General features: G+C 52.8%; 19 protein-coding genes. 11 read left to right on the plus strand and 8 right to left on the minus strand.

The window, feature by feature from the left end:
• Positions 1-12: 12 nt before the first annotated feature.
• Positions 13-1,290, minus strand: coding sequence for a PQQ-dependent sugar dehydrogenase (locus ACO0LL_RS22090; protein ID WP_422952975.1), 1,278 nt, complete (start codon positions 1,288-1,290; stop codon positions 13-15).
• 501 nt (positions 1,291-1,791) lie between these two features.
• Between ACO0LL_RS22090 and ACO0LL_RS22095 the strand changes: the two genes are divergently transcribed.
• Together ACO0LL_RS22095 and ACO0LL_RS22100 are read left to right on the plus strand one after the other, a co-directional pair.
• A complete protein-coding gene (locus ACO0LL_RS22095; RefSeq protein WP_422952976.1) occupies positions 1,792-2,457 on the plus strand; it encodes a hypothetical protein in 666 nt (221 codons plus the stop codon).
• Positions 2,458-2,707: 250 nt separating this feature from the next.
• Positions 2,708-6,193 carry an EAL domain-containing protein gene (locus ACO0LL_RS22100; protein WP_422952977.1) on the plus strand — a complete coding sequence of 1,162 codons (3,486 nt, stop codon included), beginning with the start codon at positions 2,708-2,710 and terminating at the stop codon, positions 6,191-6,193.
• An 82-nt stretch (positions 6,194-6,275) separates the two neighbouring features.
• On the opposite strand, the gene ACO0LL_RS22105 is transcribed toward ACO0LL_RS22100, so the two are convergent.
• Positions 6,276-7,100, minus strand: a complete 825-nt coding sequence (locus tag ACO0LL_RS22105; protein ID WP_422952978.1) for a M50 family metallopeptidase — start codon at positions 7,098-7,100, stop codon at positions 6,276-6,278.
• A gap of 178 nt (positions 7,101-7,278) precedes the next feature.
• Between ACO0LL_RS22105 and ACO0LL_RS22110 the strand changes: the two genes are divergently transcribed.
• Both ACO0LL_RS22110 and ACO0LL_RS22115 read left to right on the plus strand, forming a co-directional pair.
• Complete coding sequence (locus tag ACO0LL_RS22110; protein WP_422952979.1) at positions 7,279-7,698, plus strand: hypothetical protein; 420 nt, start codon at positions 7,279-7,281, stop codon at positions 7,696-7,698.
• A gap of 148 nt (positions 7,699-7,846) precedes the next feature.
• Entirely contained in the window at positions 7,847-8,413 is a 567-nt protein-coding gene (locus ACO0LL_RS22115) for an NIF family HAD-type phosphatase (protein WP_422952980.1), read from the plus strand.
• Between the two features lie 113 nt (positions 8,414-8,526).
• On the opposite strand, the gene ACO0LL_RS22120 is transcribed toward ACO0LL_RS22115, so the two are convergent.
• The 3 genes from ACO0LL_RS22120 to ACO0LL_RS22130 form a co-directional block, all read right to left on the minus strand.
• Positions 8,527-9,609: a calcium:proton antiporter gene (locus ACO0LL_RS22120; RefSeq protein WP_422952981.1), complete on the minus strand. Its 1,083-nt coding sequence runs from the start codon at positions 9,607-9,609 to the stop codon at positions 8,527-8,529.
• Positions 9,610-9,630: 21 nt separating this feature from the next.
• Positions 9,631-10,170, minus strand: coding sequence for a phosphoglycerate mutase family protein (locus tag ACO0LL_RS22125; RefSeq protein ID WP_422952982.1), 540 nt, complete (start codon positions 10,168-10,170; stop codon positions 9,631-9,633).
• Positions 10,171-10,297: 127 nt separating this feature from the next.
• A complete protein-coding gene (locus ACO0LL_RS22130) occupies positions 10,298-10,906 on the minus strand; it encodes a hypothetical protein (protein ID WP_422952983.1) in 609 nt (202 codons plus the stop codon).
• Positions 10,907-11,063: 157 nt separating this feature from the next.
• Between ACO0LL_RS22130 and ACO0LL_RS22135 the strand changes: the two genes are divergently transcribed.
• From ACO0LL_RS22135 to ACO0LL_RS22165, 7 genes are all read left to right on the plus strand, one after another.
• Entirely contained in the window at positions 11,064-12,989 is a 1,926-nt protein-coding gene (locus tag ACO0LL_RS22135) for an ATP-dependent Clp protease proteolytic subunit (RefSeq protein WP_422952984.1), read from the plus strand.
• 148 nt (positions 12,990-13,137) lie between these two features.
• On the plus strand, positions 13,138-14,535 hold the full coding sequence (gene fumC, locus ACO0LL_RS22140) for a class II fumarate hydratase (protein WP_422952985.1): 1,398 nt from the start codon (positions 13,138-13,140) through the stop codon (positions 14,533-14,535).
• A gap of 181 nt (positions 14,536-14,716) precedes the next feature.
• Positions 14,717-15,016 carry a putative quinol monooxygenase gene (locus tag ACO0LL_RS22145; RefSeq protein ID WP_422952986.1) on the plus strand — a complete coding sequence of 100 codons (300 nt, stop codon included), beginning with the start codon at positions 14,717-14,719 and terminating at the stop codon, positions 15,014-15,016.
• 91 nt (positions 15,017-15,107) lie between these two features.
• A complete protein-coding gene (locus ACO0LL_RS22150; RefSeq protein ID WP_422952987.1) occupies positions 15,108-16,352 on the plus strand; it encodes an alkaline phosphatase family protein in 1,245 nt (414 codons plus the stop codon).
• A 1,433-nt stretch (positions 16,353-17,785) separates the two neighbouring features.
• Positions 17,786-20,623 (plus strand): TonB-dependent receptor plug domain-containing protein, encoded by a 2,838-nt coding sequence (locus tag ACO0LL_RS22155; RefSeq protein ID WP_422952988.1) that lies wholly within the window; start codon positions 17,786-17,788, stop codon positions 20,621-20,623.
• Between the two features lie 655 nt (positions 20,624-21,278).
• The gene (locus tag ACO0LL_RS22160) at positions 21,279-22,286 is read left to right on the plus strand and encodes a ferritin-like domain-containing protein (protein WP_422952989.1); all 1,008 of its coding nucleotides are present in this window, start codon (positions 21,279-21,281) and stop codon (positions 22,284-22,286) included.
• 16 nt (positions 22,287-22,302) lie between these two features.
• Positions 22,303-24,204, plus strand: a complete 1,902-nt coding sequence (locus ACO0LL_RS22165) for a hypothetical protein (protein ID WP_422952990.1) — start codon at positions 22,303-22,305, stop codon at positions 24,202-24,204.
• A gap of 104 nt (positions 24,205-24,308) precedes the next feature.
• Here the strand turns inward: ACO0LL_RS22165 and ACO0LL_RS22170 are convergent, their stop codons facing one another.
• The 3 genes from ACO0LL_RS22170 to ACO0LL_RS22180 form a co-directional block, all read right to left on the minus strand.
• Positions 24,309-24,824, minus strand: a complete 516-nt coding sequence (locus ACO0LL_RS22170; protein ID WP_422952991.1) for a DUF3060 domain-containing protein — start codon at positions 24,822-24,824, stop codon at positions 24,309-24,311.
• A 224-nt stretch (positions 24,825-25,048) separates the two neighbouring features.
• Positions 25,049-25,549, minus strand: coding sequence for a GNAT family N-acetyltransferase (locus ACO0LL_RS22175; RefSeq protein ID WP_422952992.1), 501 nt, complete (start codon positions 25,547-25,549; stop codon positions 25,049-25,051).
• 531 nt (positions 25,550-26,080) lie between these two features.
• The gene (locus tag ACO0LL_RS22180) at positions 26,081-26,419 is read right to left on the minus strand and encodes a hypothetical protein (RefSeq protein ID WP_422952993.1); all 339 of its coding nucleotides are present in this window, start codon (positions 26,417-26,419) and stop codon (positions 26,081-26,083) included.
• Positions 26,420-26,944 lie beyond the last annotated feature (525 nt).

Consider the following 26,944-nt stretch of genomic DNA (forward strand, 5'->3'; position numbering starts at 1 on the left):
CTGCCACCTCACTTATTTTGCAGTCACTCGCCAGATGATATTACCGACATCGTCGGCTACGAGCACTGCACCCGCAGTATCCACCGCAACACCAACAGGGCGGCCCCTGGCCTTGCCATCTGCAGTCAGGAAACCTGTCAGCACATCTTGCGGTGTGCCTGCCGGTTTGCCGTTGGCAAATGGCACGAAGATGACTTTATAGCCGCTATGCGGCTGGCGGTTCCATGAACCATGCTGGCCGATGAAAGCACCGCCTGCATAGCGCTCTGGCAGCATTTTCGCGCCATAGAAAGTCAGGCCAAGCGACGCTGTATGCGCACCCAGGGCATAGTCAGGGGCGATGGCTTTGGCAACCAGATCAGGCCTTGGCGGTTTCACACGTACATCCACATGCTGACCAAAATAACTGTAGGGCCAGCCATAGAATGCGCCGTCGGTCACCGAAGTCATATAGTCAGGCACGAGGTCATTGCCAAGTTCATCCCTTTCATTGACTGCTGCCCACAAGGCCCCGCTTTGCGGTTGCCAGGACAGGCCATTGGCATTGCGCAAACCACTGGCAAATACACGCATGCGGCCAGTGGCGATATCAATCTCGTGAATGGCCGCACGGCCTGCTTCTTTGTCCATGCCATTTTCGCCGACATTGCTGTTCGAACCTACCGAGACATACAAGCGCAAGCCGTCGGGGCTGGCAACCAGGTCCTTGGTCCAGTGGTGATTGATTTTACCGGCGGGCAGATCAACCAGCTTGACGCCTTGCGTGGTGATCTGTGTCTGCCCGCGCTGGTAGGGATAACGCATGATGGCATCGGTATTGGCGACATACAGATAGTCAGCCACCAGCGCCATGCCAAAAGGAGAATGCAGGCCTTGCAGGAACACGGTACGGGTCACGGCTTTGCCCTGACCGTCCATGCCGCGCAGCAGTGTGATGCGGTCAGCACTTTTTACCTCGGCCCCGGCAGATCCCTTGACCAGAGATTCTGCCCATTTCTTGACACGCTTGAAGCCGCTGACGGTATCGTGGACTGCTGGTGCATTGCTCTCAGCCACCAGCACATCGCCATTAGGCAAGACATGCAGCATGCGCGGGTGATCCAAGCCATATGCGTAAGCAGAGACAGCCAGGCCATCTGCGGCGACAGGTTTCTCCCCTTCTGCCCAGCCTATGGCCTTGGCAATATTCACAGTGGGCAGCAGTTTTTTATCCGGTTCAGGCAAAGTGGGCTGGCTGCCAAAACCTGGCGCGTCTGCTGCAAACACAGTTGCCAGTACGCAGCTTTGCATACTTAAAAAAACGCAAGTACGAAGGAGATGAGGGTGGTGACGGTGATGCTTCATGGAGTGCTCCTGGACAGAAAACTGTGTTTCAACTATGCCCGGCGATGTTCAACCATGAGCAACTATGAGTAATATAGAAACACCGACCTGTCCTGGATGTCTGTTCGTCATCTCACATTGATGACATGAAGAAAAACTCCTATTGTGTAATCACAAGGCTAGGCGAGCCAGCTACGGCCGAGTCAGGAGAATTTTGCTCATCTCTCATTAAAAGTATAAAAGGAATAACAAATTACCTTTTAGTTATTGAAATTACATTACAGTTGACCAGAATCACAGCTAAATCCCGCCACTATTTGGCTTCCGACATATTTGCTTACAAATGTACATAAAGTGTCACTCAATTAATATTGTTAAACAATGTAAACTTGATAGTATTGCTGCTGGTAAATAGATTTAGAGATGGCGAGCTAGCCAGAAGCTAGGATTTGACCATTTTTTTTGCAAATGAACACAGCATTTCTACACGTAGTAAAAGACCCGGAACTGGCCAGAGATTTGAGCCGGATTGCGGATGATTTTGACATACTCGGTTTTTTCCATCACTTTGGCAGCTCCTGTTTTGGCATGTCAGCCATGCTGGCACAGATACTCACAGCTAAAGGTTATCAAGCCAAAGTACAGGGCTGCTATGGCGAGATCAGGCAGGGTAACGACGTTTTCTACATAGGCTATCAGGGCTTTGCCCATCAGGGACAAAAAGAAGGCCATGCAGTTTGTCTGGTGGAAGATAAATACCTCATCGACTTTGGCCTGGGCTCACTCAAAAAGCACTATGCTGCCAACTTCAAGCCTGCACTGGTCAGCCCGCTGCACAGCAATGCGGGCGGGGCTGGTGTGATTTCCCACCTGTCACTGGACGATGGCAGTGATATGGTCTGGCGCACCGACTGGATTTCCCCCATGGTAGAGACTGAACTGCTGTCGCAGGCGGCGACCGTGCAAAGGGTTGTGGCGGTATTTGATGACTTTCAAAGAAACCGTGTTGCCCATCTTGTCAAAAAGCTGTTTATCGATAAAGATGCTTCTCCGGCAGACCATGAATTGCTGGTCATGCGTCATCCCCATGGAGAAGTCATCAACACACTGACACCACAGCAACGCGTCGCCTGAGCTGCTGTAAATTTCCCTCCGGACTTCCTTTTGAATTGCCAGTGCAACGCAGCACTGACTAAGCACTGACTAAGCACTGACTAAGCACTGGTCAAGCCATGCAGAGATGGCTAAGATGAATACAAAATCATATTCATTAATTCGAATCTTGCCGCAAGTCACCTTTTGAAAAGGATATAGTGACGGCTTCATGTTAAATTATTGATCTCAAACGGTTTTTCATTCCAGACCCTGCAATGTGGAAAGCAAGATGACAGAAACGCGTGAAGACTTACCAGCACCGGCGCAAGCAGCGCCTGCGAGGTCTATACGCAGTTATTTGCTGATGCTGGTACTGGCCATCTCTTTGCCACTGCTGGTGGTGATGGCATTTGGCATTTACTACGATTTCCAGCAATCGACCAATTTCACCAAGACCACCCTGAAGACCATGACCAGTGTCATGATCAAGAATACCCATAACAAACTGGACCAGGCGCACAAGATCATGGCGGGGGTGGCCAGCCTGCCGCTTGTGAAGCAATTGCAGTTACAGGATTGCCCTGAAAAAATGACCAACCTGGCCAGCCTCGACCCCGCCTACTCACGCCTGGCCATCGTCGATCTGCAGGGCACTATCCTGTGTAGTGCCCGCGACATCCCCGCTACCGTGGTCAAGGATATGATCAACGTTGCCGAGTTTGCAGAGACCGTCAAGAGCGGGCACCTGACTATCTCAACACCACACAAGGTACAGGCGTCGTCCCCGTGGAGTACGATCATGAGCCTGCCTGTGCATAATCAGACAGGCCAGATCATCGCCGTAGTGGTCTTGTCGCTGGATGTGAATTTCTATGATCCCGGCATTCCTGACGAGTTCTTGCCAGAAGCCAGCCGCTTTGGCTTTTTCAGGGATGATGGCATTCTGGTCTGGCGCAATTTGGACCCGGATAAGGTCATAGGCACCCGCCCAAATTCTGAAGCCGCCAAGCGTATCGTCGCCACCCGGAAAGGCGAATTCGAGAGCCTGGCAGTAGATGGTGTGACGCGCTTTTTCTCTGTCATGCCCATGCCTGAATATGGCATGATCGCCTTTGTCGGCGTACCGGCAGACACCATCTTTGCCCAGGCCAGGACGCGTGCTGCCGAAGCCATTTTGCTGGCTGTGATGATGATCAGCCTGCTGTGGGCCGTTGCACGCGCTTTCGGTCAGCGCATCACCAGACCCATGACCTCACTGGAAAGGGTTGCCCGTGCGGTGCAACGCGGCAACCTCAGTGCCAGGGCCAGCCTGACAGGGCCTGGCGAATTGCAGGCAGTGGCGAATGAGTTCAACCGCATGCTGGCTGCACAACAGCATAGCGATGAATTATTCCGCGCCTTTCTCGACAATAGCGCCATCGTGGCCTGGATCAAGGATGAAGAGGGCCGCTACCAGTTTGTCAGTGATAATTTCTTACGGCGCTTCTCTTTCCAGGCCAACCAGGTCATCGGCAAGACGGATCACGATATTTTGCCGGCGCAGATTGCCGACAGCTATCGTGCCAGTGACCTGGCCCTGCTCGCCAGTGGCGAACAGAATGAAGCGATCTGGCCGTCAGATAATTCTGATGAAAGCGTCAACTGGTGGCTGGTCAACAAGTTTGTGTTTACTGGCTCGGACGGCAAACGCCAGCTTGGCGGTCTGGCGGTGGATATCACAGAACGCAAGCGCATGACCGACCTTGATGAGCTGATATTGCAAACCGCCATGGATGCCTTCTGGCTGGTCGATAAGAACGGCAATCTGCAAGCTGTCAATGAAACTGCCTGCAGCATGATGGGCTATAGCCGTGAAGAAATGCTGAAACTGAATGTTGATGATGTCGATGTACTCGATGAATATGAGGGCAAACTGGTGCATGACAGACTAGACAGCGTACGCCGCGCCGGTGCCCAGCAATTCGAGGCCAGGCACAGGTGCAAGGATGGACATATCATCGATGTAGAAATCTCGGTGCGCTACCTGCCCGGCCAGGAATTGTTCCCGGCTTTTGTACGTGATATCACGACACGCAAGCAAGCCGAGCAAAGCCTGCACCTGGCAGCCACCGTGTTTGAATCGCATGAAGGCATGTTCGTCACGAGCGCCAACAAGATCATCCAGCAAGTCAACCGCGCCTTCACCGAGATTACCGGCTACAGCCGTGAAGACGCAATAGGACAAAGCCCCAAGATTCTCAATTCTGGCCGCCACGACCAGGATTTTTTTGCCGACATGGATGTGCATCTGGGCATGAGTGGGTCCTGGCAAGGCGAGATATGGAACCGCCACAAGGATGGTCATATCAGCCCGCAATGGCTGGCCATTACCGCCGTGTATGGCCGCAATAATGAATTGCTGCATTATGTCGGCACCCTGGTTGATATCTCCATGCGCAAGGCGGCAGAAGATGAAATCAAGACCCTGGCCTTTTATGACCCGTTGACCCGCCTGCCCAACCGCCGCCTGCTGACCGACCGCCTGCAACAAGCCCTGCTGGCCTGCGCCCGCAGCGACCGCAAGGGCGCGTTGATGTATATCGATCTCGACAATTTCAAAACCCTGAATGACACCCAGGGCCACTACAAGGGCGACCTGCTGTTACAACAGGTATCCGAGCGCCTGACCAATTGCGTACGCGAAGGCGACACGGTGGCGCGCATAGGCGGCGACGAGTTTGTGCTCTTGCTGGAAAACCTTAGCGAATTGTCCCATGAAGCAGCCAGCCAGATAGAAATGGTGGGCAAGAAGATACTCACTGCATTGAACCAACCGTATGACCTCGAAGGCTATGAATGCCATAGCACGCCCAGCATAGGCGCGACCCTGATTGCCGATCACGAGAATGGCTATGAAGAGTTGATGAAGCAGGCTGACCTCGCGATGTATGCAGCCAAGACCGCAGGCCGCAATACCCTGCGCTTTTTTGACCCTGCCATGCAAGCCGTGGTCAGCTCACGTGCCCAGATGGAAAAAGAATTGCGCGATGCCTTGCGCGAACAGCAATTGCGCCTGTTTTACCAACCCCAGGTTGGCCGCGATGGAGAGTTGCTAGGAGCAGAAGCCCTGGTGCGCTGGCAACACCCGCAACGCGGCATGATCTCACCCGCAGAATTCATCCCGCTGGCTGAAGCCACCGGCCTGATCCTGCCACTGGGCCAGTGGGTCTTGCGCACCGCCTGCATGCAATTACTGGATTGGGCCAACGACCCTGCCAGTGCGAAACTGACCATTGCCGTGAATGTCAGTGCCCGCCAGTTCAGGCAGATCGATATCGTTGAACAAATCCTCGGCATATTGCATGAAACCGGGGCCAACCCGCAATTGCTGAAACTGGAATTGACAGAAAGCCTGCTGGTCGATGATGTAGAAGAAACCATCATCAAGATGGAGCAACTGAAAGCCGCAGGCCTGTGCTTCTCTCTTGACGATTTTGGTACTGGCTATTCTTCCCTGACTTACCTGAAACGCCTGCCGTTAGATCAGCTCAAGATAGACCAGTCCTTCGTGCGCGATGTCCTGACTGACCCCAATGATGCTGCCATCGCCAGGACCATCGTCGCCCTGAGCCAGAGCATGGGCCTGTCCGTCATCGCCGAAGGGGTGGAAAGCGCCGAGCAGAGGGATTACCTCGCCAGCCAGGGTTGCTTTGCCTACCAGGGCTATCACTTTGGCAAACCTGTCCCTATTGCTGACTTCACCACGGCCCATCTTGATCAGCCTGGCCTGCCCTGATATTGCGCTAATGGCTTACGTCAATGATAAGTCAGTGAAGTGCGAATGCCACGACTGACGCAGCTGACACGATTTGGCCAGGCTAAGCCGGTTTGCGTAATGCCCGCCCTACTCCAAGGCCCAGCAAAGCAAAATTCAATACAGCAATCAGCGCCGCAAAAAATACAAACACCAGCCAGGGCAAGCCCTGCACGCTGAAGGGTGAAAACAGCGCCGCAAATTCCCGCGCATCTGAATACATGCCATTGCGCAAGGCTTCATACTGGAAGATATAGCTGGTATCACTGAAGGCCGAGTAACACATGACTATGCCCAGACATTGCAAGACCAGCCGCTGCCAGGCGTCTGAGGCACGCATCAGCATGACAGTCATCAGTATCAGGCTGATAGGCAAGATCAGGCCCAGCAAATGCGTGGCATGCCATTGCGCCAGTATGGGATAAGTGCTGCTGCTCATGAATACGGGCTTGATCATGTAATAAGCACCGCAAATAAAGAACAGCAACAGGATCAGGTATGCTATCCGCAACTTCCTGGCCCGGGTCGAGACCATCAGCAAGATGCTGCCAAACACCGCTGGCCCCAATAAACCGCCCAGCAAGACCAGGCTTTGCCAGCCACCGCTGGTAATCGCCGCACCGCCATCGCCATCCATCTGGAACCAGTAAAACGAGCCACCGCTGAGCAAACTGGCCAACCCATGCCCCATTTCATGCACGAATACCCCCAGATAGCGCAGCGGCGCAGTCAGCCAGTACAGTAAATACGCCTGGGCAGGCAATAGCAGCGGTAAGACTATCCACAGCAGAAAAAACACCGCCATCAGTGACAGCAGCATGCGCCTGTGCCCCAGGCCGCGGTTGCTGCCTTCTTGTCGCGGGTCATACGGCGTCTGCTCGGCTGCCATGGGTATTCCTGATGAAAAATATTGGCAATAGTGTAACCGAAGATACTTATTTTCCCAGTGCATCTCCGCCAAGCCATGCATGAAAATGGCAGTAGTTCAGCGAAGACATAATGCTAGGCAATAGAAAAAGCTGCTGAACATAGTAAAATTACGCCATACCTCCTTACTGGAAATTTGCATGCCCAAGAAAAACGAACTTACCCTGCTGATGGCAAAAGTTCTTTTAAAACTCACTTCCGAATCCCCGCAAGCCTGGGATCAGTCGTATTGCCGTTTTTTAGCGCAAGATCAAACCCGGCCCGGCTTTGAGTTCGTCATACGCTGGGGCAGAACCATCTACACCCTGCCGGTACAGCCTGAATACACCGACTTGCTGGCACCGCTGATGCAATCACTGTTTGATGAAATGCAGGTCGAGACCACGCACAGACCCATACTCGCCGTGTTGACGGTAGATTCAGCAAAAGCCTATAAACTCAAACTTGAGTACAACAACCCACAGGCGCATGAAATCAGCGTGCAGGCGCTGGGGACGGCTGCTTCGTATTTTGCAAAAGATGAGGTTGATGTGCCGCCGCGGGATCAATTCAGATTTTAAAATGATGCGTCCTGGTTCAAGGCAGTCATGTAGGGCCGTATTGCAATGCGCCTCCCGTTACGGCTACGAATAATCATTTGCTATCGTCTAAATAAATCAGCTAATGCTAATATGTCATGGCAACACTTTTTATCAAGCCTGACATGCCATGAACAAGAAATTACTGATACTGGATCTGGACGAAACCCTGATCTTCGCAACGAAGAAACAACTCGCGCATGAAGCTGATTTTTGCTTCTTTTCCTATCACGTTTATCTGCGCCCGCATGTCAGGGAATTTCTTGCATTTTGTCTTGAGCATTTTGACTGTGCCGTCTGGACATCTGCATCCGAGAGTTACGCTGCTGTCATCGTCAAGCATCTGTTTGGTGAAGAACCGCCATTAAAATTTGTCTGGGCCAGGCAACGCTGCACGCGTGTGTTCGACCCTGAATACCAGGATTTTGAATGGGTCAAGGATTTGAACAAAGTCAGGCGGCGCGGCTATATGCTGGAGCATGTCATCATGCTGGATGACACACCCAAGAAGCTGCGCCGCAACTATGGCAATCTGGTGCGCATGAACATGTTTGAGGGCGACACTCAAGATGATGAACTGAAGCTGGCCATGGCCTATCTGCAGGAATTGAAGCACGTAGAGAATATCCGCGCCATAGAAAAACGCGGATGGCGCACACGGTTTCTGGAAGCTGATGGGAAGGCGATATCAGGATAGATAAAGCCCTCATCGTCATCTCCGTAACCTAGTGTGCATTGCAAGGCATCCTAGGCTACGGCTATGGTTACGACTACGCCTTTACCATCATCACACCAAATCTCAAGAAAAGCTTACGGCACTATCGTCGTAAACAAATAGACTGCAAAGATCACGCAATGAATAGTGCCCTGCATGATGGTCGTCCGTCCCGTTCCCAAAGATAAAGAAGTAATCATCAGCGACAACAGCAGCAACACCGTCGACTTCGCATCGATGCCAAGGTTCAGTGACCAGCCCGTGGTCAGTGAGATGACGGCAACGACAGGGATGGTCAGGCCTATGCTGGCAAGGGCAGACCCCAGGGCCAGGTTGATACTGGTTTGCAGGCGGTTGGCGCGGGCGGCGCGAAAGGCAGCGACACCCTCAGGCAACAGAACCACGATGGCGATGATAATACCCACCAGCGCCTGCGGTGCGCCGGCAGCAGCAACCGCATTTTCCAGCGTAGGTGCCAGGGCTTTGGCCAGCAACACCACCACGCCCAGGCATAGCATGAGCAGACCAGCGCTGGCCCAGGCCACGCCATTGCTGGGCGGCTCTGCATGTGCCTCTTCATCACCGCTGGATGCAGCGGGCAGGAAATAGTCGCGATGGCGCACGGTTTGCACCAGCACAAAAGTGCCATACAAAACCAGGGACACGACAGCAATAAAAGCCAGCTGGCTGGCGCTATACACTGGCCCCTGTGCAGTCGAAGTAAAGTTGGGCAAGACCAGGGTCAGTATCGCCAGCGCAGCCAGGGTCGCCAGTGAAGTGCTGGCACCGCGCAGGCTGAAGCTTTGTTCCTTGTGCAGGCTGCCTCCGGCCAGCAGGCACAGGCCGATGATGCCATTCAGGATGATCATGATTGCCGCAAACACGGTGTCGCGTGCCAGGCCAGCCGTGACTTCACCACCGGCCAGCATCAAAGAGACGATCAGCGCCACTTCTATGAGGGTTACGGCCAGGGCCAGCAAGAGCGTGCCAAAAGGTTCGCCAATTTTATGCGCGACTACTTCAGCATGATAGACAGCCGTCAGCACACCACCAAACAGGGCGATGGTCAGCAAGATTGCATATAAGGGTGCGGTGATCAGCATGCCGCCGCCAAGGATGACCCAGGCAGCAAAAGGCATGATGATGGACCAGCGTGGCAAGATGTTGGAGATAGTCATGCTTTTCCCTTTGATAATGATTTACTGGCAGTCTAACCCAGGTTTGCCCGTATCTGCTTCGCCATAACGTGTTTGCACTACATGCATGTTCGGTCCCGCAGGCCGTAAAACCAGCATATGACTGAAACTGCTTTCACAAAATTCTTTCATCGCAGGCGCACCCAGCGCAGTGGCAATTGCGGGTACGGTATTGCCATGCCCCACGACCAGCACGGTGCCGCTGCTGGCACGCACGGCATCAGCCACCTCTTTGATATGTTCGGCCCCACGTTTGGCAGACAGCACCTGCGGCGTGATATTCCTGGCCTGCGCCAGCGGCTGTGCCGTTTCGCGGGTGCGCTTGAATTGGGTAGTGAAGATGCTGCTGACACCTGCATGCTGCAAAGCCAGCACCAGTGCCTGCGCACGCGCCTGCCCTGCTGCTGACAGGCTGGGGTCAGCAGGATTTTCTACTGCCTTTTCTGCATGGCGCACGAGGATGATGAGTTCAGGCTCGGCACTGGACATCATGGGGAATAACATCGTACAGAAAAAAGAAAAAGCGATCAGGGATTTTTGCATATAGGTTTCATGAATAAAAGAGGCTCTTCGTCTGCGTCAGTACAGCCATGGGGATTTTACTATGCTGTCATGTTCCGCCAGCGAACAGTACAATAAGCAACAGAATAAGCAGCACAATGCATAGAGTTCATTGCTCAACATATTGAGCAACATGTTGAGCCACCATCCCCATCACCGCTGCCACAGTCTGCTCTACGTTCGCCGCATCATCACCCAGCATTGCCCATAAGTCTGCAAGCACAATTGCTGGCTTGCTGATCTGGACATACGCATCACGGGCGCAAGCGCCTGATCTTGCAATGGGGATGACGAGTGCGCCGTTGCTCAGGGCGATCTGTACTTCATCTGCCGTCGCTGGCCCGCCTTCGATGACGATATACACAGGTGCCATGCGCGCCAGCACGGCGCGGCGTTCCTGCATGTCCTTGCCTGCATGCAAGGTCTGGCCATAATCCCAGGCAGGCATGCCTTGCGGCAGGATGTGGAATACCTGAGGCTGCATTTGCAATTGCAGGCGGCGCTGGTAAAAACTGCGGCCACAGGCCTCGCCTATACCACTGACGCCGCCAGTTAATAACACCAGACCGGGGACAGATGCCAGAGCCTGCCCCAGTAATTGACAAGTCTGTTCACTGTCGGTATGCCAGAAGGCCGTGCTGCCTATGATGGCAATACGCGGGCCAATTGGCAATGTGTGGAGCAGGGTTTGCAGGTTTTGATCTGTTTCGGTTTGCATAAATTTCTTGTCAGCGTTTATTCGGCATGAGCATAATGCTGTATTAAAACACCTCACCGCGCCCCTTGTCCACGCAGTACAAATACATGCGCCTTGCCATCTGCCAGTCTGATATGCGATGCTCTCGCTTTATTCTGCCTGCCTCTCCGTAACACCCATGATCAAGTTCACGCGCATTGCCAATCTGACCCTGATGATATTGCTGGTTCTGATCTCACTGCTTGAGGCAATGGGCAAATTACCTCAGAGACTGGCGGCACTATTTGTCTCCTGGCCCGGATTGCTGGTGCTGGTAGTCATTTCCCTGATCCCCTGGTACGCTCTCCAGGATACGGCTAAACCTCGCTATCTGCGCTTTGCCAGAGGCTTTGCGGCCATCAACCTGATGCTTGCCATCATTTTCTGTACCCGCATAATAATGAGCCCTGAGCTCCTCAAAAACCAGAAAATAATGACGGGTATGTTGCTCATAGCGCTGCCCGCGCTTTTGAATTTCCTGGCATTGAATCAAAAGCAAAAACAACTCCAGCTAGCTGCTGGCGTCCTACCGCAACAGCCTGCCAGGCTGGCGACCTGGGGTGCATACATGATGGCCCACTGGCGTGGTCAGTTGCCGCTAGCGCAATCATTCTGGGTCAATGGCCTTGGCATAGGTCATCTGCTGGCGGCATTGATGGTGACAGGCTTATCGAGATTGCTGGAAGTGACGGATGCCAGTTTGCGCATGCTGTCGGCGATCAGCATAGTGGGTTTCGTGATTTTCGGGATGTTATGGCTGTGGGCCGTCACTGGCATCATACGCTCTGCCGGTAAACATGCTGCACGAGGCGGTTCAGGATGGGTCGCAGGCTTGACAATGCTGATGGTTTTTTTCAGTGTGCTTGCCATGCTGTTCAGCGCCCAGTCGTATTATTTGCCGCAAATAAAAGAGTATGCCTTGCTGGCAACCGGGCATGACAGCATGAAAGCAGTAGAAATCAGCAGCCAGCCAAATGGCCATGTGCTGAACCTGCGCGGTACTCTGGGCGAAGGCAGTATGGCACGCTTTGCCGCTGCCCTGGAAAAAACACCGCAGTTGAAGACAATTTCCCTGAACTCCCCCGGCGGACGATTGCGCGAGGCCAAACAGATGGCAGCCTTGCTCAAATCGCGCCAGCTCAATACCTATGTCGAAGGCGAATGCAGCAGCGCCTGTACTTATGTGTTTTTAGCAGGCAAAGACCGAGCTGCGACACCAAATGCACATATAGGATTTCACCAGCCCAGTTTTCCCGGCATAGGCAGCACTGAGCTGGCGATCGCTGCTTCTGGTATGGAAAAATACTACAGGGCAGCCAATTTGCCGGAAGATTTTATACGAAGAGTCTTGCAGATTCAGCCTGAGGGCATGTGGTACCCAAACCGCGAAGAATTGCTCAAGGCGAATGTCGTTAACCGCGTTTCACTTGGTAATGAAGGCCATACCATGTTTGACCTGGAGTCACGTGAAGAAGTCTTCGCCAGCCTTAATAACAGCGGCATCTGGCGTCATTACGAAAAACGCTCACCAGGCAAGATAGACGAAGTGGCAGATCTGATCTGGAACATGAAACTGCAGGATAAAAGCCGGCCGGAAATACAGGATGCAGTAAAAATGGCGACCAAAGAAGTCTATCTGCGCGCACAAAAAACTGCGCCCGATGATTTGTTAGATGAACACGCACAATTACTCACAGAAATGCTCGAAGCCGCCCGGCAAATCAGCCCGCAAGCCTGTGGTCAGTTGATCAAGGGTACGCTGAACACACATCGCACCATGCCGGAAGAGCTGGTCAAGCGTGATACGGCCCTGATGGAAAAAATACTGGCGAGCAGCCCGCGCAGCGTCAGTCATTACATGGGGTCAAAAGCATTTGCCAGGAGCGCCAGCAAACTGCAGGAGCGCCTGAGCCCACTGCAACGGCAAGTCACTGCCAATCTGGCTGCCTATGACGACCAGCCCATGTTCCAGTGCGATGCCATCCTCAGCATGTACCGTAACATCCTGCGCATGCAAGATACCGACCGGCATATCATCCTGAGCGCACTGATGCAGGCGAAGTAAAGGTGATTTCCGACATACCCCCGACATAACTGCCGGGGCAGATGTTGTGGCAGCTGTTGTGGCAGCTATCAGAGCAGACATCTGGCTTCAGCGCTACAATGTCGGCAGCCATCGCCAAATCTTAGAACTCATTCAGGAGCAGGTGTAAATGAAAACCGATACTACTGTCGCGCAAAGAACAGAGCGCGATACCTTTGGCGAAATCGCCGTCCCCGCTGCCGCCTTGTGGGGCGCGCAAACTCAGCGCTCGCTGCATCACTTTGCCATCTCTACAGAAACCATGCCACCAGAACTGGTGCTGGCGCTGGCACGCGTCAAGCGCAGTGCTGCCCAGGTCAACAGTGACCTCGGCCTGCTCGATGGCAAAGTGGCTGGCGCGATTGCCCAGGCCGTGGAAGAGGTGCTGGCAGGCACGCATGTAGCAGAATTCCCGCTGTCAGTATGGCAGACTGGTTCTGGCACGCAAAGCAATATGAACATGAATGAAGTGCTGGCCAACCGTGCCTCAGAATTTTTGGGTGGCACGCGCGGCATGAGCCGGGTCGTGCATCCGAATGATCATGTCAACATGGGCCAGTCATCGAACGATGTTTTCCCTACGGCCATGCATGTGGCAGCCAGTATTGCCGTCATCAACCAGGTATTGCCATCGCTCGCCAAACTGCGCGCCACGCTGGATGCCAAGGCCAAAGAATTTGCCGACATCATCAAGATAGGCCGCACCCATTTGCAGGATGCCACACCGCTGACACTGGGCCAGGAAATATCTGGCTGGGTCGCACAACTTGATTATGCAGAGCGCGCCATACGCCACACCCTGCCTGCCCTGCAAGAGCTGGCCATCGGTGGCACGGCAGTTGGCACTGGCCTCAACACCCATGCAGACTTTGGCAAACTGGTCGCTGCCAGCCTGACTCTCGATACCGGCATTGCCTTTGACGCTGCACCCAACCGCTTTGCTGCACTGGCCGGGCATGATGCCATGGTCAGCAGCCATGGTGCACTCAAGACCCTGGCTACCGCACTGATGAAGATTGCCAACGACATACGCTGGCTGGCATCCGGCCCGCGCTCTGGCCTCGGTGAATTACAGATACCAGAAAACGAACCGGGTTCATCCATCATGCCGGGCAAGGTCAACCCTACCCAGTGCGAAGCGGTGACCATGCTGTGCTGCCAGGTCATGGGCAATGACGTAGCACTGAGCATAGGTGGTGCCTCCGGCAATTTTGAATTGAATGTTTTCAAACCGCTCATCGTCCACAACTTCCTGCAAAGCTGCCGCTTGCTGGCAAACGGCATGGCCAGCCTGGAAGAACACTGCGCCCGTGGCATGCAGGCCAACCGCACACGCATCAAGGAATTGCTCGACAATTCGCTGATGCTGGTGACCGCGCTCAACCCTTACATAGGTTATGACCGCGCCGCCGCGATTGCCAAGCATGCCCACGCCAAAGGCACGACACTTCGCGAAGCCGCACTGTCTTTGGGTTATGTGACAGCAGAAGAATTTGATGGCTGGGTCAGACCTGAGGATATGGTGTAATCACTGTTTTAAGCATTGTTTTTGATGACCACGCATCGGACTTAAAATCCGATGCGTAATTTTGTAGGGTGCGCCGTGCGCACCGCATTGATTTTCGCATGCCCTAATTTTTGCACACACGACGGTGCGCACGGCGCACCCTACTATCCCCGCCCAACACGAAACACAGAACGGAACCCGCATGTCCGAACAACTCAAACTCGTCATCCTGATACAGACCAAACCAGGCCAGGCTGCCGAACAGATCGCCGCTTTCACCAGACTCGCACCGCTGGTGCGTGCTGAAGCAGGCTGCCTGCAATATGAAATGCATACCGTTGCTGGCGATGAAAACAAATTCGTTCTCATAGAAACCTGGACATCCCAGGCAGCGCTGGATGCACATGACGCCATGCCCTATATGATAGAGGCCGATGCCAACAGCCCCAGCTTTCGCGCCGGGCCAGCAACCGTGCTGTTTTTAGGGCCTGTCATCGCGTAGTAAGACACTGATCTTAAAATGTATCTTGCCACCGCAGGCAAGATACCTTGTGCCAGGCCCCTAGCTATTGTTTATCCCAAGAGTCACCATAATGAAACCATCTTACAAGAAAATCCTGAGCTACGGCTTGCTGAGTCTGACCATCGCTGGTTGCTCTTCCACACAGCGACAATCTGTCAGCAACGCTGAAGACAACTATCATCCCGTCATTCTGGTATCGATAGATGGTTTCAAACCTGACTACTTGACGCGCGGTGTGACGCCAACCCTAAATGCGCTGGCAGCAGACGGTGTGCGTACCGAGGCCATGCGCCCTTCTTTTCCATCGATCACCTTCCCGAATCATTACACCCTGGTCACAGGCCTGCGTCCAGACCATCATGGCATCGTCGGCAACACGATGGAAGACAGCAAAATACCCGGCGTGCGCTTCAAGCTCAGCAATAAAGAAGCCGTGCTTGACAGGCGTTGGTGGGACGGGGCCGAACCTGTCTGGGTTACTGCAGAAAAGAACAAGGTAAAAACCGGCATCATGTTCTGGCCCGGTTCTGAGGCCGCCATACAAGGCGTGCGCCCCAGTGAATACCGTCCTTTTGATGACAAGCTGCCTCCTGCCACACGGGTTGATACCATGCTGAGCTGGCTCGACAAACCTGTGGCAGACCGCCCAGGATTTTTGACCGTGTATTTCGACCAGGTCGATCACGCAGGCCATGATTTTGGCCCGGATACCAAAGAAGTGACGGATGCTGCCGCAGGTGTAGATGCAGCGATTGACCATTTGATGAAAGGCCTGCGCGCCCGCAACATCAAAGCCAATGTCGTGATTGTCTCTGACCACGGCATGGCCGCCACCGGCCCTGAACGCACCATCTTGCTGGACCAGATTGCTGACCCGGCCAGCTATGAAGTCGTCAATTATGGCAGCTATGCAGGCGTCAATCCCAAACCCGGGCAGGAAGAAGTCGTGGCAAAAGCACTGCTGAAAAAGCATGAACACATGCAGTGCTGGAAAAAAGAAAACATACCAGAACGTTTTCACTTCGGCCAAAACGCCCGCGTACAACGCTTTGTCTGTTCAGCCGATGTAGGCTGGCTGGTGGTGCCAGATGCCAAAGCTGCCACCAAGGCCAACAAGGGCTCACACGGCTACGACAACCTCAGCAAGGAAATGCAGGCCCTGTTCATTGCAAATGGCCCGGCCTTCAAAAAAGCCACCGTGTTGCCACCGTTTGATAATGTCAATGTGTATCCGCTACTGATGAAGCTCATCAAGCTGCCTGCACTGGCGTCCGACGGAAATATCGACGCGACCAAAGCAGCCTTGACGGATTGAACATATCGCCTCTGGTATCCATGCTAAAAATTACTAAATGAGGACTTATGTCAAATTGGCCTTGACAGTTCTTTTGTCGGCCATGCATGTATAGCAATGAGCACAATGAGCGCAAGCCATCCTATGCACCCCAAACCGTCATTCCCGCATGCTTTTAGCGGGAATCCATCGTTGATCAACCGCACAGGCTTAAGACAGGTGTGGCCGATCAGACATGGATACCCGCCTGCGCGCACTGCTGTCCGGAATAGTGTGCTTAAAAAAATAATGAGCAGATTCCCTCCATTTCAAGGGGAGGGTCAGGGTGGGGATGGGGTTCGGTCGATAGGCAGTAAATGATTTTGCTACAGAAACCCATCCCCATCCCAACCTTCCCCTTGAAGGGGAAGGAGTTTCAGGCATGACTGCTGGCAGAAAATATTCAATTACAAAATCAAGTCTCCGACACAGAAAAAAGTGCCAAGACGTCGGCTATATATTGATTTCAGAACAAGTCAATATAATTATTCCGGACAGCAGTGCGCCTGCGCGGGTATGACGAATTGAGAAGTACGCTGAGCTGCAAGCTTTGGGGTAGTTTTGCGTAAGTCCAATCAATGAAACTGAACCCCGCCAATGCACTCTTGCTGATTTAGACCGGCAACTTCAGCACGGAGTCGAGATAATTCATCTGAGAATACAAACCACTTTACAAGAGGTCAGATATTTCTCGAAAACTTTCTCGCTTTACTCGAAATCAATTTCAAAAGCTCCATGGTTTCTTTCGATAGCACTTTACATCTCCCTCCTTTCAAAAAAAACCGTTGCTAATTTCCGTCATTGTTGTTTCGTAAACAAACTAAACTGAAAAGCGCAAATAAGCTCTGATTGACTGAATTTTCCAGACAAAGTTAGGATGAGTTATCGCCAGGGTTTGCCTTTCATGATCCTGTTTAGTGAATTTTATCATTAATTATTTATATTATTTACATCATTAATTTTGACATAAATATGCCAGGACTCGATTGAAGCAAAGGGCTTCTCACCTGGCACTGTATCGAGTGTATGCAAAAGGCAGTTTGACACGACGGAAACAACGCGCGCAATGGTATTTGATATTGCTCAAGGCAATGCTGATGCGCTTAAAAAATTGAAATACGGTCGAATACTGGCACTCGCCATATTCAAAGCCTGAAGCTCGCTTGCAAGAGCGATCAGGTGCCGCGTTTGCCAGCCGCGCCGACCTGGTGACGCGAACGATGGCAACACAATTTTGAAGCAGCCGGGCCTGGCATTGGTTGGCGCAAAGGGCGCCATCATTGCGACCTCGTCAAGATTCACGCCTCGTCAAAAAATCACGCATCAAGGAATTGGTCTGGCCATCGTTGCCGAGCGATGGCTGACCTGCATAGGGAGTAAACACGGAGACTCGAATAAACAAAAAAGGAATTGATATGACGAACAAATTGAAGGTATTACCCCAGGCAATTGCAACACTCGTCGCAGCCGGAGCATTTTCCGCTTCGTTCACCGGCATCGCATTTGCACAAGAAGCTGAACCCAAGGCAAGCCCTGTAAATCGCGTCGAGATCACCGGCTCCTACATCCGCCGCGCCGACGCTGAGACCCCCAGTCCGGTACAGGTGATTAATGCAGCGGATCTAAAAAATTCCGGTTACACCTCGGTGTCAGAGGTATTGCAGCATATAACAGCCAACGGGGCGGGAACGCTGAGTCAGACATTTTCTGGTGGTTTCGCAGCGGGTGGCAGCGGCATTTCGCTGCGCGGCTTGAACAACAACGCTACCCTGGTGTTGATCGACGGTCACCGCATGGCGGGCTACCCGCTGGCCGATGATGGCTCGCGTTCGTTTGTCGATATTTCGAATATTCCCTTTGATGCTGTGGAGAGAATTGAAATCCTCAAGGATGGTGCCTCTGCGGTCTATGGTTCTGATGCCATGGCCGGTGTGGTCAACGTTATTCTGAAAAAGAATCTGGTCGGCACTACGCTGTCAGCCGAGACAGGCACTACCAGCCAGGGAGGCGGCAGCACAACTCATGCAACGTTTAGCCACGGCATCGGCAAACTGGACCAGGACGGTTTTAATTCCTATATCAGCGTGGAATATCGCAAGCAGGACCCAATTTACTATACGCAGCGACGTGACGCAGGACTGTGGCAGGCCCTGGATATGTCAGCCTATGGCGGCGCGAACAAGGCGCTGGGTGTCGTGACCCCGCAATCAACGGCACCCACGGTGCTGTCGCCTTATCTGTTGAATCCAAACGTGAAGCGGGTAGCTGGCGCTGACAACAGTGCTGCTTTCGCCTTCTTCCCCGGTACGGTTTGTGGCAGCTATTCCCAACTGGCATCCGGTGGGTGCGCCTATGATGATCCGTTCAAACAGCTACAACCGAAGACGGAAAACATCAATATCCTGGGCAGTTATACCAAAAATCTGGGCCAGGACTGGAAAGTGAATATCAAGGCATCCCTGTTTGAAAGCAAGGCTACCCTGCCACAGGGATTCAGCAACTTCCCGTCGTCCTATGCCACTCAATTGGAAATGGTGTCCGGCGTGGCACCTCATTATGTCGCTGGCACAGCCATTCCCTCCATCCGCGTGCCCGCCGACTATCCGGGAAATCCGTTTGGCGTGCCAGCCATTGTGCGCGGCCCCATCCCGGGTGCGCCGGCACGTAACATCACTACCGATTCCAAGGCTTACCGCCTGGTGGCTGATCTTAGCGGTACCTTTGGTGCGTGGGACATCGACGCGTCGCTCGGCTATACCCGCAACAACCTGAACCGGGTAAGTACAGGTAATGTGAATGTGCCGGCGATGAATGCTGCCTTGAATCGCAGCAGCAATCCATATTCGGTGACGGGAACAAATAGCGCAGCCGATATGGCAAACATCTTCAGGACAGTTTCGTCCTTCGACACTTCAGAGCTCACCTTTGGCGAGCTGCGTGCCGCGCGTGCGCTGACAAAACTTGACGGTGGCGATCTGATGGTAAGTATGGGCCTGCAGTCTTTCCATACCAAGTTGTCGGCACCTTCGATGCCACAAGCAGATGGGTTGACCAACGGCGCGTATGCCTTTGGTTCTGAGACGGCTACGTCTGCCTATGCCGAATTCATCGCGCCGGTGCTGAAGGGTCTGGAAATCGATGGTGCCGTCCGTTTTGATCACTACGGCCTGGCTGGCAATTCGAGTACGCCCAAGCTGGCGTTCAAATGGACGCCAAGCAACGCTTTTGCGCTGCGCGGCACAGTGGCTAAAGGATTCCGTGCACCGGGCCCGGCCGAGAACGGTAATTCGGCAAGCAGCGGCGGCGTCGGTAATGCTAACGATCCGGTGCTGTGCCCTGGCGGCTATCTGGCCAATGGCATGTATCCTAAAGGCACTGTCGTCGCCTCTTGCAACGAGTCGCTGATCGGTTTGACCACGACCAATCCGGCTTTGAAGCCTGAGAAATCGACATCGGCCACCCTGGGCGTGATACTGGAACCAGTCAAAGGCTGGAGCACGGCAATTGATCTTTACCAGATCACCGTCAAGGATCAGATTATTGGTGGCCCGCTTTCTGGCACACCGGTGCGCAACTCCCCTGAACTCAGCGACTGCGCTGACGGTAATGGCGGCACCACTTCGTGTACGCCCCCTGTTGGCCGGATCGCCTACTATCCAGCTACCCCGGTCAATGCCAACAGCACGCGCACCCGCGGTATCGAATTCGACACCCGCTATACATTCAAGCTGGGGGAATATGGCAGCCTGAAGGCCGAGTTTCAATATACGCACGCCTTCAGCTATGCCATGACTATCGACGGCAAGACTTATGAACTGGCAGGCACGCACGGGCCAGCCGGTATTGGCGCCGATACCGCCAACCCCAAAGACCGGGCGCAGGTGGACCTGACATGGAATATGGGCCAGCTGGAGGTTGCTACCAGCCTGCACTGGATATCTGGCTACGACCTGACTGATCCTACCCTGGGACAGACCACATGTAGTGAGGGTGGCAAAATGAATGGTGTATTCCCAGAAGGAAACACACCTGCACGTTTCTGCCGGGTATCACCCTTCCTGGAAACTGATTTGTCGCTTAACTACAAGATGGGCAAGCAATGGACCTTGCATGCATCGGTCTCTAATTTGTTCAATCAGGCCCCACCTGTTGACGTCAGCACCTACGGCAGTGGGCGTCCATACAATCTGTCTTTGCACTCGGCAGGTGCGGTAGGTCGTTTCATCAACATTGGGGCGATTTACAAGTTCTGATTTGATAGAAACTTTGCATGTTGAAGTGGCGTAGATCGTAGCGGGTGTCTCGGATGATCTTGACACCCGTTGCTTAACTTGCGATCTGGAGTTTTTCCTCTCTGTTCTGAAAGTATCAAAATACAACTCCGTGAAGTAATACCAGAAAGCTGGGCGGCAGGTCGCACCCAGTTAATCTGTCCACCAGCCAACCCCTTCCTGCATCCCATTTGTTCAGGTAATTTTTCTGACGAATCTGTCTCATTAATGCAAATTTGACAAAACATTCTGTCTTTGACTATTATCATATAGTAAATTCAAATTATTAATTCATTTGACTTCTGTAGCCGCCGCAAACAGGGGGATGCTTCCTTTTAACTCATGGTACTGCGGGCTGATTCTGTTACGGCCTGCTGCCATGTCCCACCCATAATGTCTGCCGGTTACATGTGGTAAAGGTCAGCCTTGATCGCTCTGGCCTGTTTTGATCATGTTTGCGCATTACCTGTGGCCCACATTTATCTGTCACCTGTATCACCTGCCGCAGGAAAAACCGGAGACTGCCAGCGAGTATGTCATCCATGTATGTTTTCACCATTTCACTTCTTGCCGAGGAGAACCTCCCTATGAATACGCATTTAACGTCTGGCTGTCACGCTGCCTGCAGGGGGCAAGCATGATCTTACTTAAACTTTCGCCCATCACCAGCGTGGCGCAGGCGCAGGCCATGCTGGAGACTGCCATCAACGTAGAATTTGGCACCCTGCCGCCTTATCTGTATGCGCAACTGACGATACTGCCGGGCAGCAATGCACCTGCTGCTGCGCGCCTGCGCTCCATCACGCACCAGGAGATGATCCATCTGTGCCTGGCGGCGAATATCCTCAATGCCCTTGGTGGCAGCCCCAAATTGCAGCCACCGACCTACCCCGGCCCATTGCCCGGTGACATAGGTCACGACGGCAAGGTGCTGACCCTGCACATACTGCCGTTTGGCAAGCCCGCGATGCAGCAAGGCATGAACATAGAAATGCCGGTAGATCCTATCGAATTCCCGCAACTGAAGCTATTGGCTGCGCCTGCGGTCAAGGCTGTCACCATAGGCCAGTTTTATGATGCGCTGGATGCGTATCTCAAAACCCTGCCCGCCACTGCCTGGCAGGCCAATCGCAACCAGATCGATGACAAGCAGTTTTTTGCAGGTCAGCTGTTTGCTGTGAATAACTATGCAGATGCCCACAGGGCGATACAGGTTATCGTCTCTGAAGGTGAAGGTGCCAGTACCAGCCCGCTGGACTTTAGTAATGAACTCGCGCACTTTTATCGCTTTGAAGAAATCTACCGTAACCAGGTATTGACAGCCAGTGATTCGCCGCAGGGTTTTTCCTGGGGTGGGCCGCTGGGTGTGGATTATGCCAAGGTTTTTCCTGCGATTGCTGATCCACAGCTGCATGATTTTTCCAAGGAACCAGCGGCAGCGAGGGCAGCGCAGGATGCCTGCACCAAGGCCTATAGCGCCATGGTTGATGCACTGAACCTGGCCCTGAATGGTGATGCGGCACAACTCGGCATTGCGGTGCGCAAGATGTTTGATTTGCGCATGGCTGCGATTGAAGCCTTGCATACGCCCCTGAACGACAAGCACAAAGTCGCCGGGCCAGCATTCATCTACAAAAAAATCTGAATCGGGAGAGAACAGCATGAGTATCCTGCAAACGCCGCGCATCCATTTCAAGGGGCAGATTTCCTGGGACCCCATCGTCACCAATAACTACCCACGTTTTTATAACGAGAACACTTCCCAGACCGTCATGACACCGGCCGAGACCATGCAACAGTTTCGCCAGAGCGCGATTGAATCGGTCAAGACCGGTGCTGGTGGCGGTAACTGGAACCCGCATGGCACCCACCGTGTGCAATTCTTTAATACCGAAGTCTCCAGTGTCGATCTGGGCAAGGGGCCGGTCACCACAGACAAACTGGTTGGTGCCCCCGCCAAGCTCAGCGCCATGCTGATCGACCTGGAACCCTATGGTGCCTGCACTTCGCAATTATTCTTTGACGGCATCAGCTTTGGCATAGATGGCGGCTGCCGTGTTGCCGCGCCATGCAACCAGCGCTTTACGGCACGCTATATCAACTTTCAGCGCAATGCCGAAGGCATCATCGCTGGCATAGCCTCGGTCAACTGGCAGACATCCTTTTCCAAGCACGGCCTGCAGATTGATGTACACAAGAGTGATGCGCTAGCCGCCCTGCACCATGCACTGCAAGACAGTGATGCACAAGGCATCGTCGTCAGCTTCAATGCCTATTGCACCGTCTATTTTGATGATGCGGACCTGGCTACCGCAGGCGCACCAGCCACGACGGCACAATTCCAGCAACTGCGTGACAAGCTCATCAAAGGCGGCTTCCAGCCTAACCCTGCACGCAGCCAGGTGGTCGGTACCATAGGCGTCTGGCGCAAGGACGAACCCATGCACGAACCAGGTGACCGCGCCCTGTTGCCAGTCGATAATGACAAGGCCTTTGTCGCTGCTGCCCATGCACGCCAGGGCAAAGGCATCATGACGGTGGATTTGTCGAACAGCGTCAGCGAAACCGGCATGGACCTGGCCAAGCAAGACCTGGGTACATTGCAGCTCTATTTGACTGGCAAGGCTGACGCCATCGCCAGCATCAACTACGACAAGTATGACCGCAAGGCCTATGAGGCAGGCGCAGGCATCGTTACTTTTGACATCAGCAAGGTCAACCCTGAGGATATAGAAAAAGGCCAGCTTGAACTGCACAGCTCCAAATACGGCTTGCTGCTGCAAGAAAGCGTCTTGCGCCTGATACCACACACGCCCAACCTGTATCTGGACCAGGGCCCTGCCGGCAATGTCAAGTTCACGCTGTATTCACGCGGCAAGCCGCTGCATCAGGTCAGCGATGTTACCTTGTTCCAGTTGTCGGCCAGCGGCGGCCAGGTGACGGGTACGCAAAACCTCAAGACCGATGCGCAAGGGGTGTTAAACATCACTGCCAGCGCCACCAAGGGCACGGTATATGCCTACCTGCCGGTCCCTGCAAAAAGCGCGCCGCCGCCAACCCAGGGTCTCGATACCCAGACCAATACCTATGCCTACGTACGCGTGCGCCAGGCAGACAGCAATATAGCCGCCATGGCCCCGACCTGGGACAATGTGTATAAATACGTGCTCATCAACTGGAATGCCATGGCACCCTGCATGGACAACTGGCTGGACCTGGCCAATCCGGCCCAGGTGCATCAATATGCGGGCATCCTGCATCGCCTGACAGCCCCTGCTGCATTTGAAAGCTATCTGTTCATGCCGGTAACACGCGACATGACGGCAGGCCAGCGCAGCCTGTTGTACAAGTTCCTCGACAAACCATTGACTGCCCTGACTGCCGCCGAGCAGGCTGACCTTGCAGAAAAAGCACCTGCCATGGCACTCAAGGCAGTGCAGGAAGCCGCGGCACCTACTGGACAATCAGCACAAGCAGCACACGCAGCAGCCGATGCCGAAGAAACCGCCCTGCCTCACTTCACGCAACTCAGCCGCTCATTACGCAATCCCAACAATGAGTAATCCAAACAATGAGTAAAGCGATGGGTATATCGATTAGTAAATAAAAAGGGTGTGGATATCTGCTTGATTATCCACACCCTTTTCAAATCAACCGACCTGCACGTTTACTGCCTGCTGATCTGGTTATCGTTACCCGAACTCTGCACCTGCGGCTTAGCCCCATTCAGTCCCTGCGCCCACTTGACCTGGTTATCGTTACCCACCACTTGCACCTTGCCCAGTTGTTCTATCGTGATCTGGTTTTCATTCCCGTTCACACTGACCTGAGGGCAAACTCCGCTGAGGCTGATCTGGTTGCCATTGCCCTGTATGCTCACAGGCTGGCCATTGCATTGCGTAGATTTGCTCATGTCATTGCCCATGATGCGCCCACCATCGGCGCGTCCAGCCTGCTTGCCAGCGCCATTGCCGTTGCCGTTGCCATTACCATTACCGTTACCGTTACCGTTACCCTGCACTGCATTCACGCTCACACCGGGCATCTGCACATTTGCCTTGCCCCCATTGTCCTGCGCCTTGACGCTGATGCCCGGCATATTGACCGACACATCGCCTGCATGGACAACACATGTGCTGCCTGCCAATAATAAAACTGCCAATACCTGTTTTTGGATAGTCATCATACTGCCTTTATTTATCTCAACGATTGATCATGCTGTCTGTCTCTGCCTTGAAAAACCGGTACCAGCAGACAGGTGGCCTGTGAGTGATATAAAACTCTGCATTTAAACACTGTATTTGCATTTTGCTCACCCTGGCAAAGCAGAATGCTAACATAATGCCAACACCACCCTCAAAAACTGCAAGGACCGAGAAGGAAAAAAGGTCGATGATCGTAGCAAAATCAGGCTGCAGCCAGCGTCTTGTCACCAGCCGCAAAAGCCTGCAAACCTTCACCAGCAAGGCGATAACGCACCCATTCATCCTGCGGCTGCGCACCTATCGATAAATAGAACTGTATCGCCGGTTCATTCCAGTCCAGCACACTCCATTCAAGACGGCCACAGCCACTCTCAACCGCCACCTGGGCCAAATGCCGCAGCAAGGCCTTGCCCGCGCCGCTACCACGCTGGCCGGGTGAAATATACAAGTCTTCAAGATACATGCCCTTGCGCCCCAGCCAGGTTGAATAGCTCAGAAAATAAACTGCATAGCCAACCGGCAAGCCGTCTATGCTGCATATCAGGCCACGCGCCGGGCTGTCAGCCGCAAACAGGCTGTGCCTGACATCCTCGACACTGGCAATGACTTCATGCTCAGCTCGTTCATAAATCGCCAGCTCGGTGATATAGGCATGGATCAGAGCGGCATCTTCAGGTTGGGCTGGGCGTATTTCTATTTTCATGAATATCTCATTCTGTATCCCTCGCTCTCAAAGATCGCGGGAGAAGTTTAGGGTGGGACAGGCTACGCTCAATGAGCGTAACAGCAAAGTAACAGCAAAAATTGGAGGCCATCTACCTCGCATTTGCCACATCCTAACAAGCCTGTTCCGTGAAAATTGATGCTTGCGAAGAAAGCTTAAGCTTACTCCTTTTGAATCACTGTTAAAAAAAACAGATTTTCTGAATGCAGCTGTTCATATCGAACATGAGGCAACCCCCACTATGATGATGTACTCCTACCTTAACAATCAAGGTATTCAAAAAATCAGCAGCAAGCTAATTGAAGAATGTCTTGAGAACATCGCACTCTCAGACTAATCGAATAACACTTACGTATAGTTCATTTTCAATCAGCGCCGTAACGTAGGGCGCATTGCAATGCGCCGCATGTTGCCTCAATTTTCCAGAAAAACATTTCTTCCGCGCGCTAGGCAAGCAAATATGAAAAAGGATTGGGAATTTTCCTGCTGCAGTAGAAGTAACAGCACCTGTCAATTCACCACAGGTATTCTGAATGGAAACACGCCAGAAAAGTAATACGCCATCAGCGAGCAGGCAATCGACATAATCAAAGAAAAGAAGACGAATTTTTTAAGTGCATCTACTTTATTTGATTTCAAAAGTAGATAGACAACAAAAATCTGCAGCGGAGTAAAGATCAGGAAGAGCATCAGAAATAACATCGCATTCTGCGTTTTCTGATAAAACTCAGAATCTACAGCCATACCATTCAATATAACCGATGAACTTTCCGGATTAAAAGAAACGAAGACCAGGAAACAAAATATCAAAAAGAGAAATACCCCTAAAGCTTTGATAAATTTTTTCATTGCATCCTTTTCAGTTGACTCATGTTTCCGGAAAGATATTTTTAAATATAAGGTCTGGACCAGCTATTTACCTTTCCCGATAAAACCAGCCACTGATAACAAGCTTATCTCTATAGACCTTCTCCGCATCAAATGGCTGCCTTATATCAATACCAATGATTGCGTCAATGTACTCGGCCGGGGGAAGATAATGATGCACTTCCATGTAATGCAGGATAAGGACAGGGGACGCAAAAATAATGTCTTCGTATGGTATCCACAATTCAGCATCCCGGATTAACTCACCGCCAGAATTGCAGATTTTGACTGGTCCGCAGACCTCGCAGAATGGAAAGCCTCTACCAGGTTCCACCGTTGGCTGAAAAATTTCATCCTGTCTGGCGACATCTTTGAGTTTTCTTAGAAGCTGTTGCGAAATTAAATTAAAGGTTTAAGAAAGTTCCAGCAAATGAGAGAACAAGCCAACGAAAGAAATGCTTCGTGTGTCATAGCTAGTTTCTCATAACGCATTTTTAGACGACGGTA

The sequence above is a fragment of the Undibacterium sp. TC4M20W genome, assembly GCF_049340245.1.
GTDB lineage: Bacteria > Pseudomonadota > Gammaproteobacteria > Burkholderiales > Burkholderiaceae_D > Undibacterium.

Coding starts and splice junctions, on each gene's coding strand:
- ACO0LL_RS22090 (WP_422952975.1), bottom strand. CDS start 1,290: ATGCAAAGCTGCGTACTGGCAACTGTGTTTGCAGCAGACGCGCCAGGT.
- ACO0LL_RS22095 (WP_422952976.1), top strand. CDS start 1,792: ATGAACACAGCATTTCTACACGTAGTAAAAGACCCGGAACTGGCCAGA.
- ACO0LL_RS22100 (WP_422952977.1), top strand. CDS start 2,708: ATGACAGAAACGCGTGAAGACTTACCAGCACCGGCGCAAGCAGCGCCT.
- ACO0LL_RS22105 (WP_422952978.1), bottom strand. CDS start 7,100: ATGGCAGCCGAGCAGACGCCGTATGACCCGCGACAAGAAGGCAGCAAC.
- ACO0LL_RS22110 (WP_422952979.1), top strand. CDS start 7,279: ATGCCCAAGAAAAACGAACTTACCCTGCTGATGGCAAAAGTTCTTTTA.
- ACO0LL_RS22115 (WP_422952980.1), top strand. CDS start 7,847: ATGAACAAGAAATTACTGATACTGGATCTGGACGAAACCCTGATCTTC.
- ACO0LL_RS22120 (WP_422952981.1), bottom strand. CDS start 9,609: ATGACTATCTCCAACATCTTGCCACGCTGGTCCATCATCATGCCTTTT.
- ACO0LL_RS22125 (WP_422952982.1), bottom strand. CDS start 10,170: ATGCAAAAATCCCTGATCGCTTTTTCTTTTTTCTGTACGATGTTATTC.
- ACO0LL_RS22130 (WP_422952983.1), bottom strand. CDS start 10,906: ATGCAAACCGAAACAGATCAAAACCTGCAAACCCTGCTCCACACATTG.
- ACO0LL_RS22135 (WP_422952984.1), top strand. CDS start 11,064: ATGATCAAGTTCACGCGCATTGCCAATCTGACCCTGATGATATTGCTG.
- fumC (WP_422952985.1), top strand. CDS start 13,138: ATGAAAACCGATACTACTGTCGCGCAAAGAACAGAGCGCGATACCTTT.
- ACO0LL_RS22145 (WP_422952986.1), top strand. CDS start 14,717: ATGTCCGAACAACTCAAACTCGTCATCCTGATACAGACCAAACCAGGC.
- ACO0LL_RS22150 (WP_422952987.1), top strand. CDS start 15,108: ATGAAACCATCTTACAAGAAAATCCTGAGCTACGGCTTGCTGAGTCTG.
- ACO0LL_RS22155 (WP_422952988.1), top strand. CDS start 17,786: ATGACGAACAAATTGAAGGTATTACCCCAGGCAATTGCAACACTCGTC.
- ACO0LL_RS22160 (WP_422952989.1), top strand. CDS start 21,279: ATGATCTTACTTAAACTTTCGCCCATCACCAGCGTGGCGCAGGCGCAG.
- ACO0LL_RS22165 (WP_422952990.1), top strand. CDS start 22,303: ATGAGTATCCTGCAAACGCCGCGCATCCATTTCAAGGGGCAGATTTCC.
- ACO0LL_RS22170 (WP_422952991.1), bottom strand. CDS start 24,824: ATGACTATCCAAAAACAGGTATTGGCAGTTTTATTATTGGCAGGCAGC.
- ACO0LL_RS22175 (WP_422952992.1), bottom strand. CDS start 25,549: ATGAAAATAGAAATACGCCCAGCCCAACCTGAAGATGCCGCTCTGATC.
- ACO0LL_RS22180 (WP_422952993.1), bottom strand. CDS start 26,419: ATGAAAAAATTTATCAAAGCTTTAGGGGTATTTCTCTTTTTGATATTT.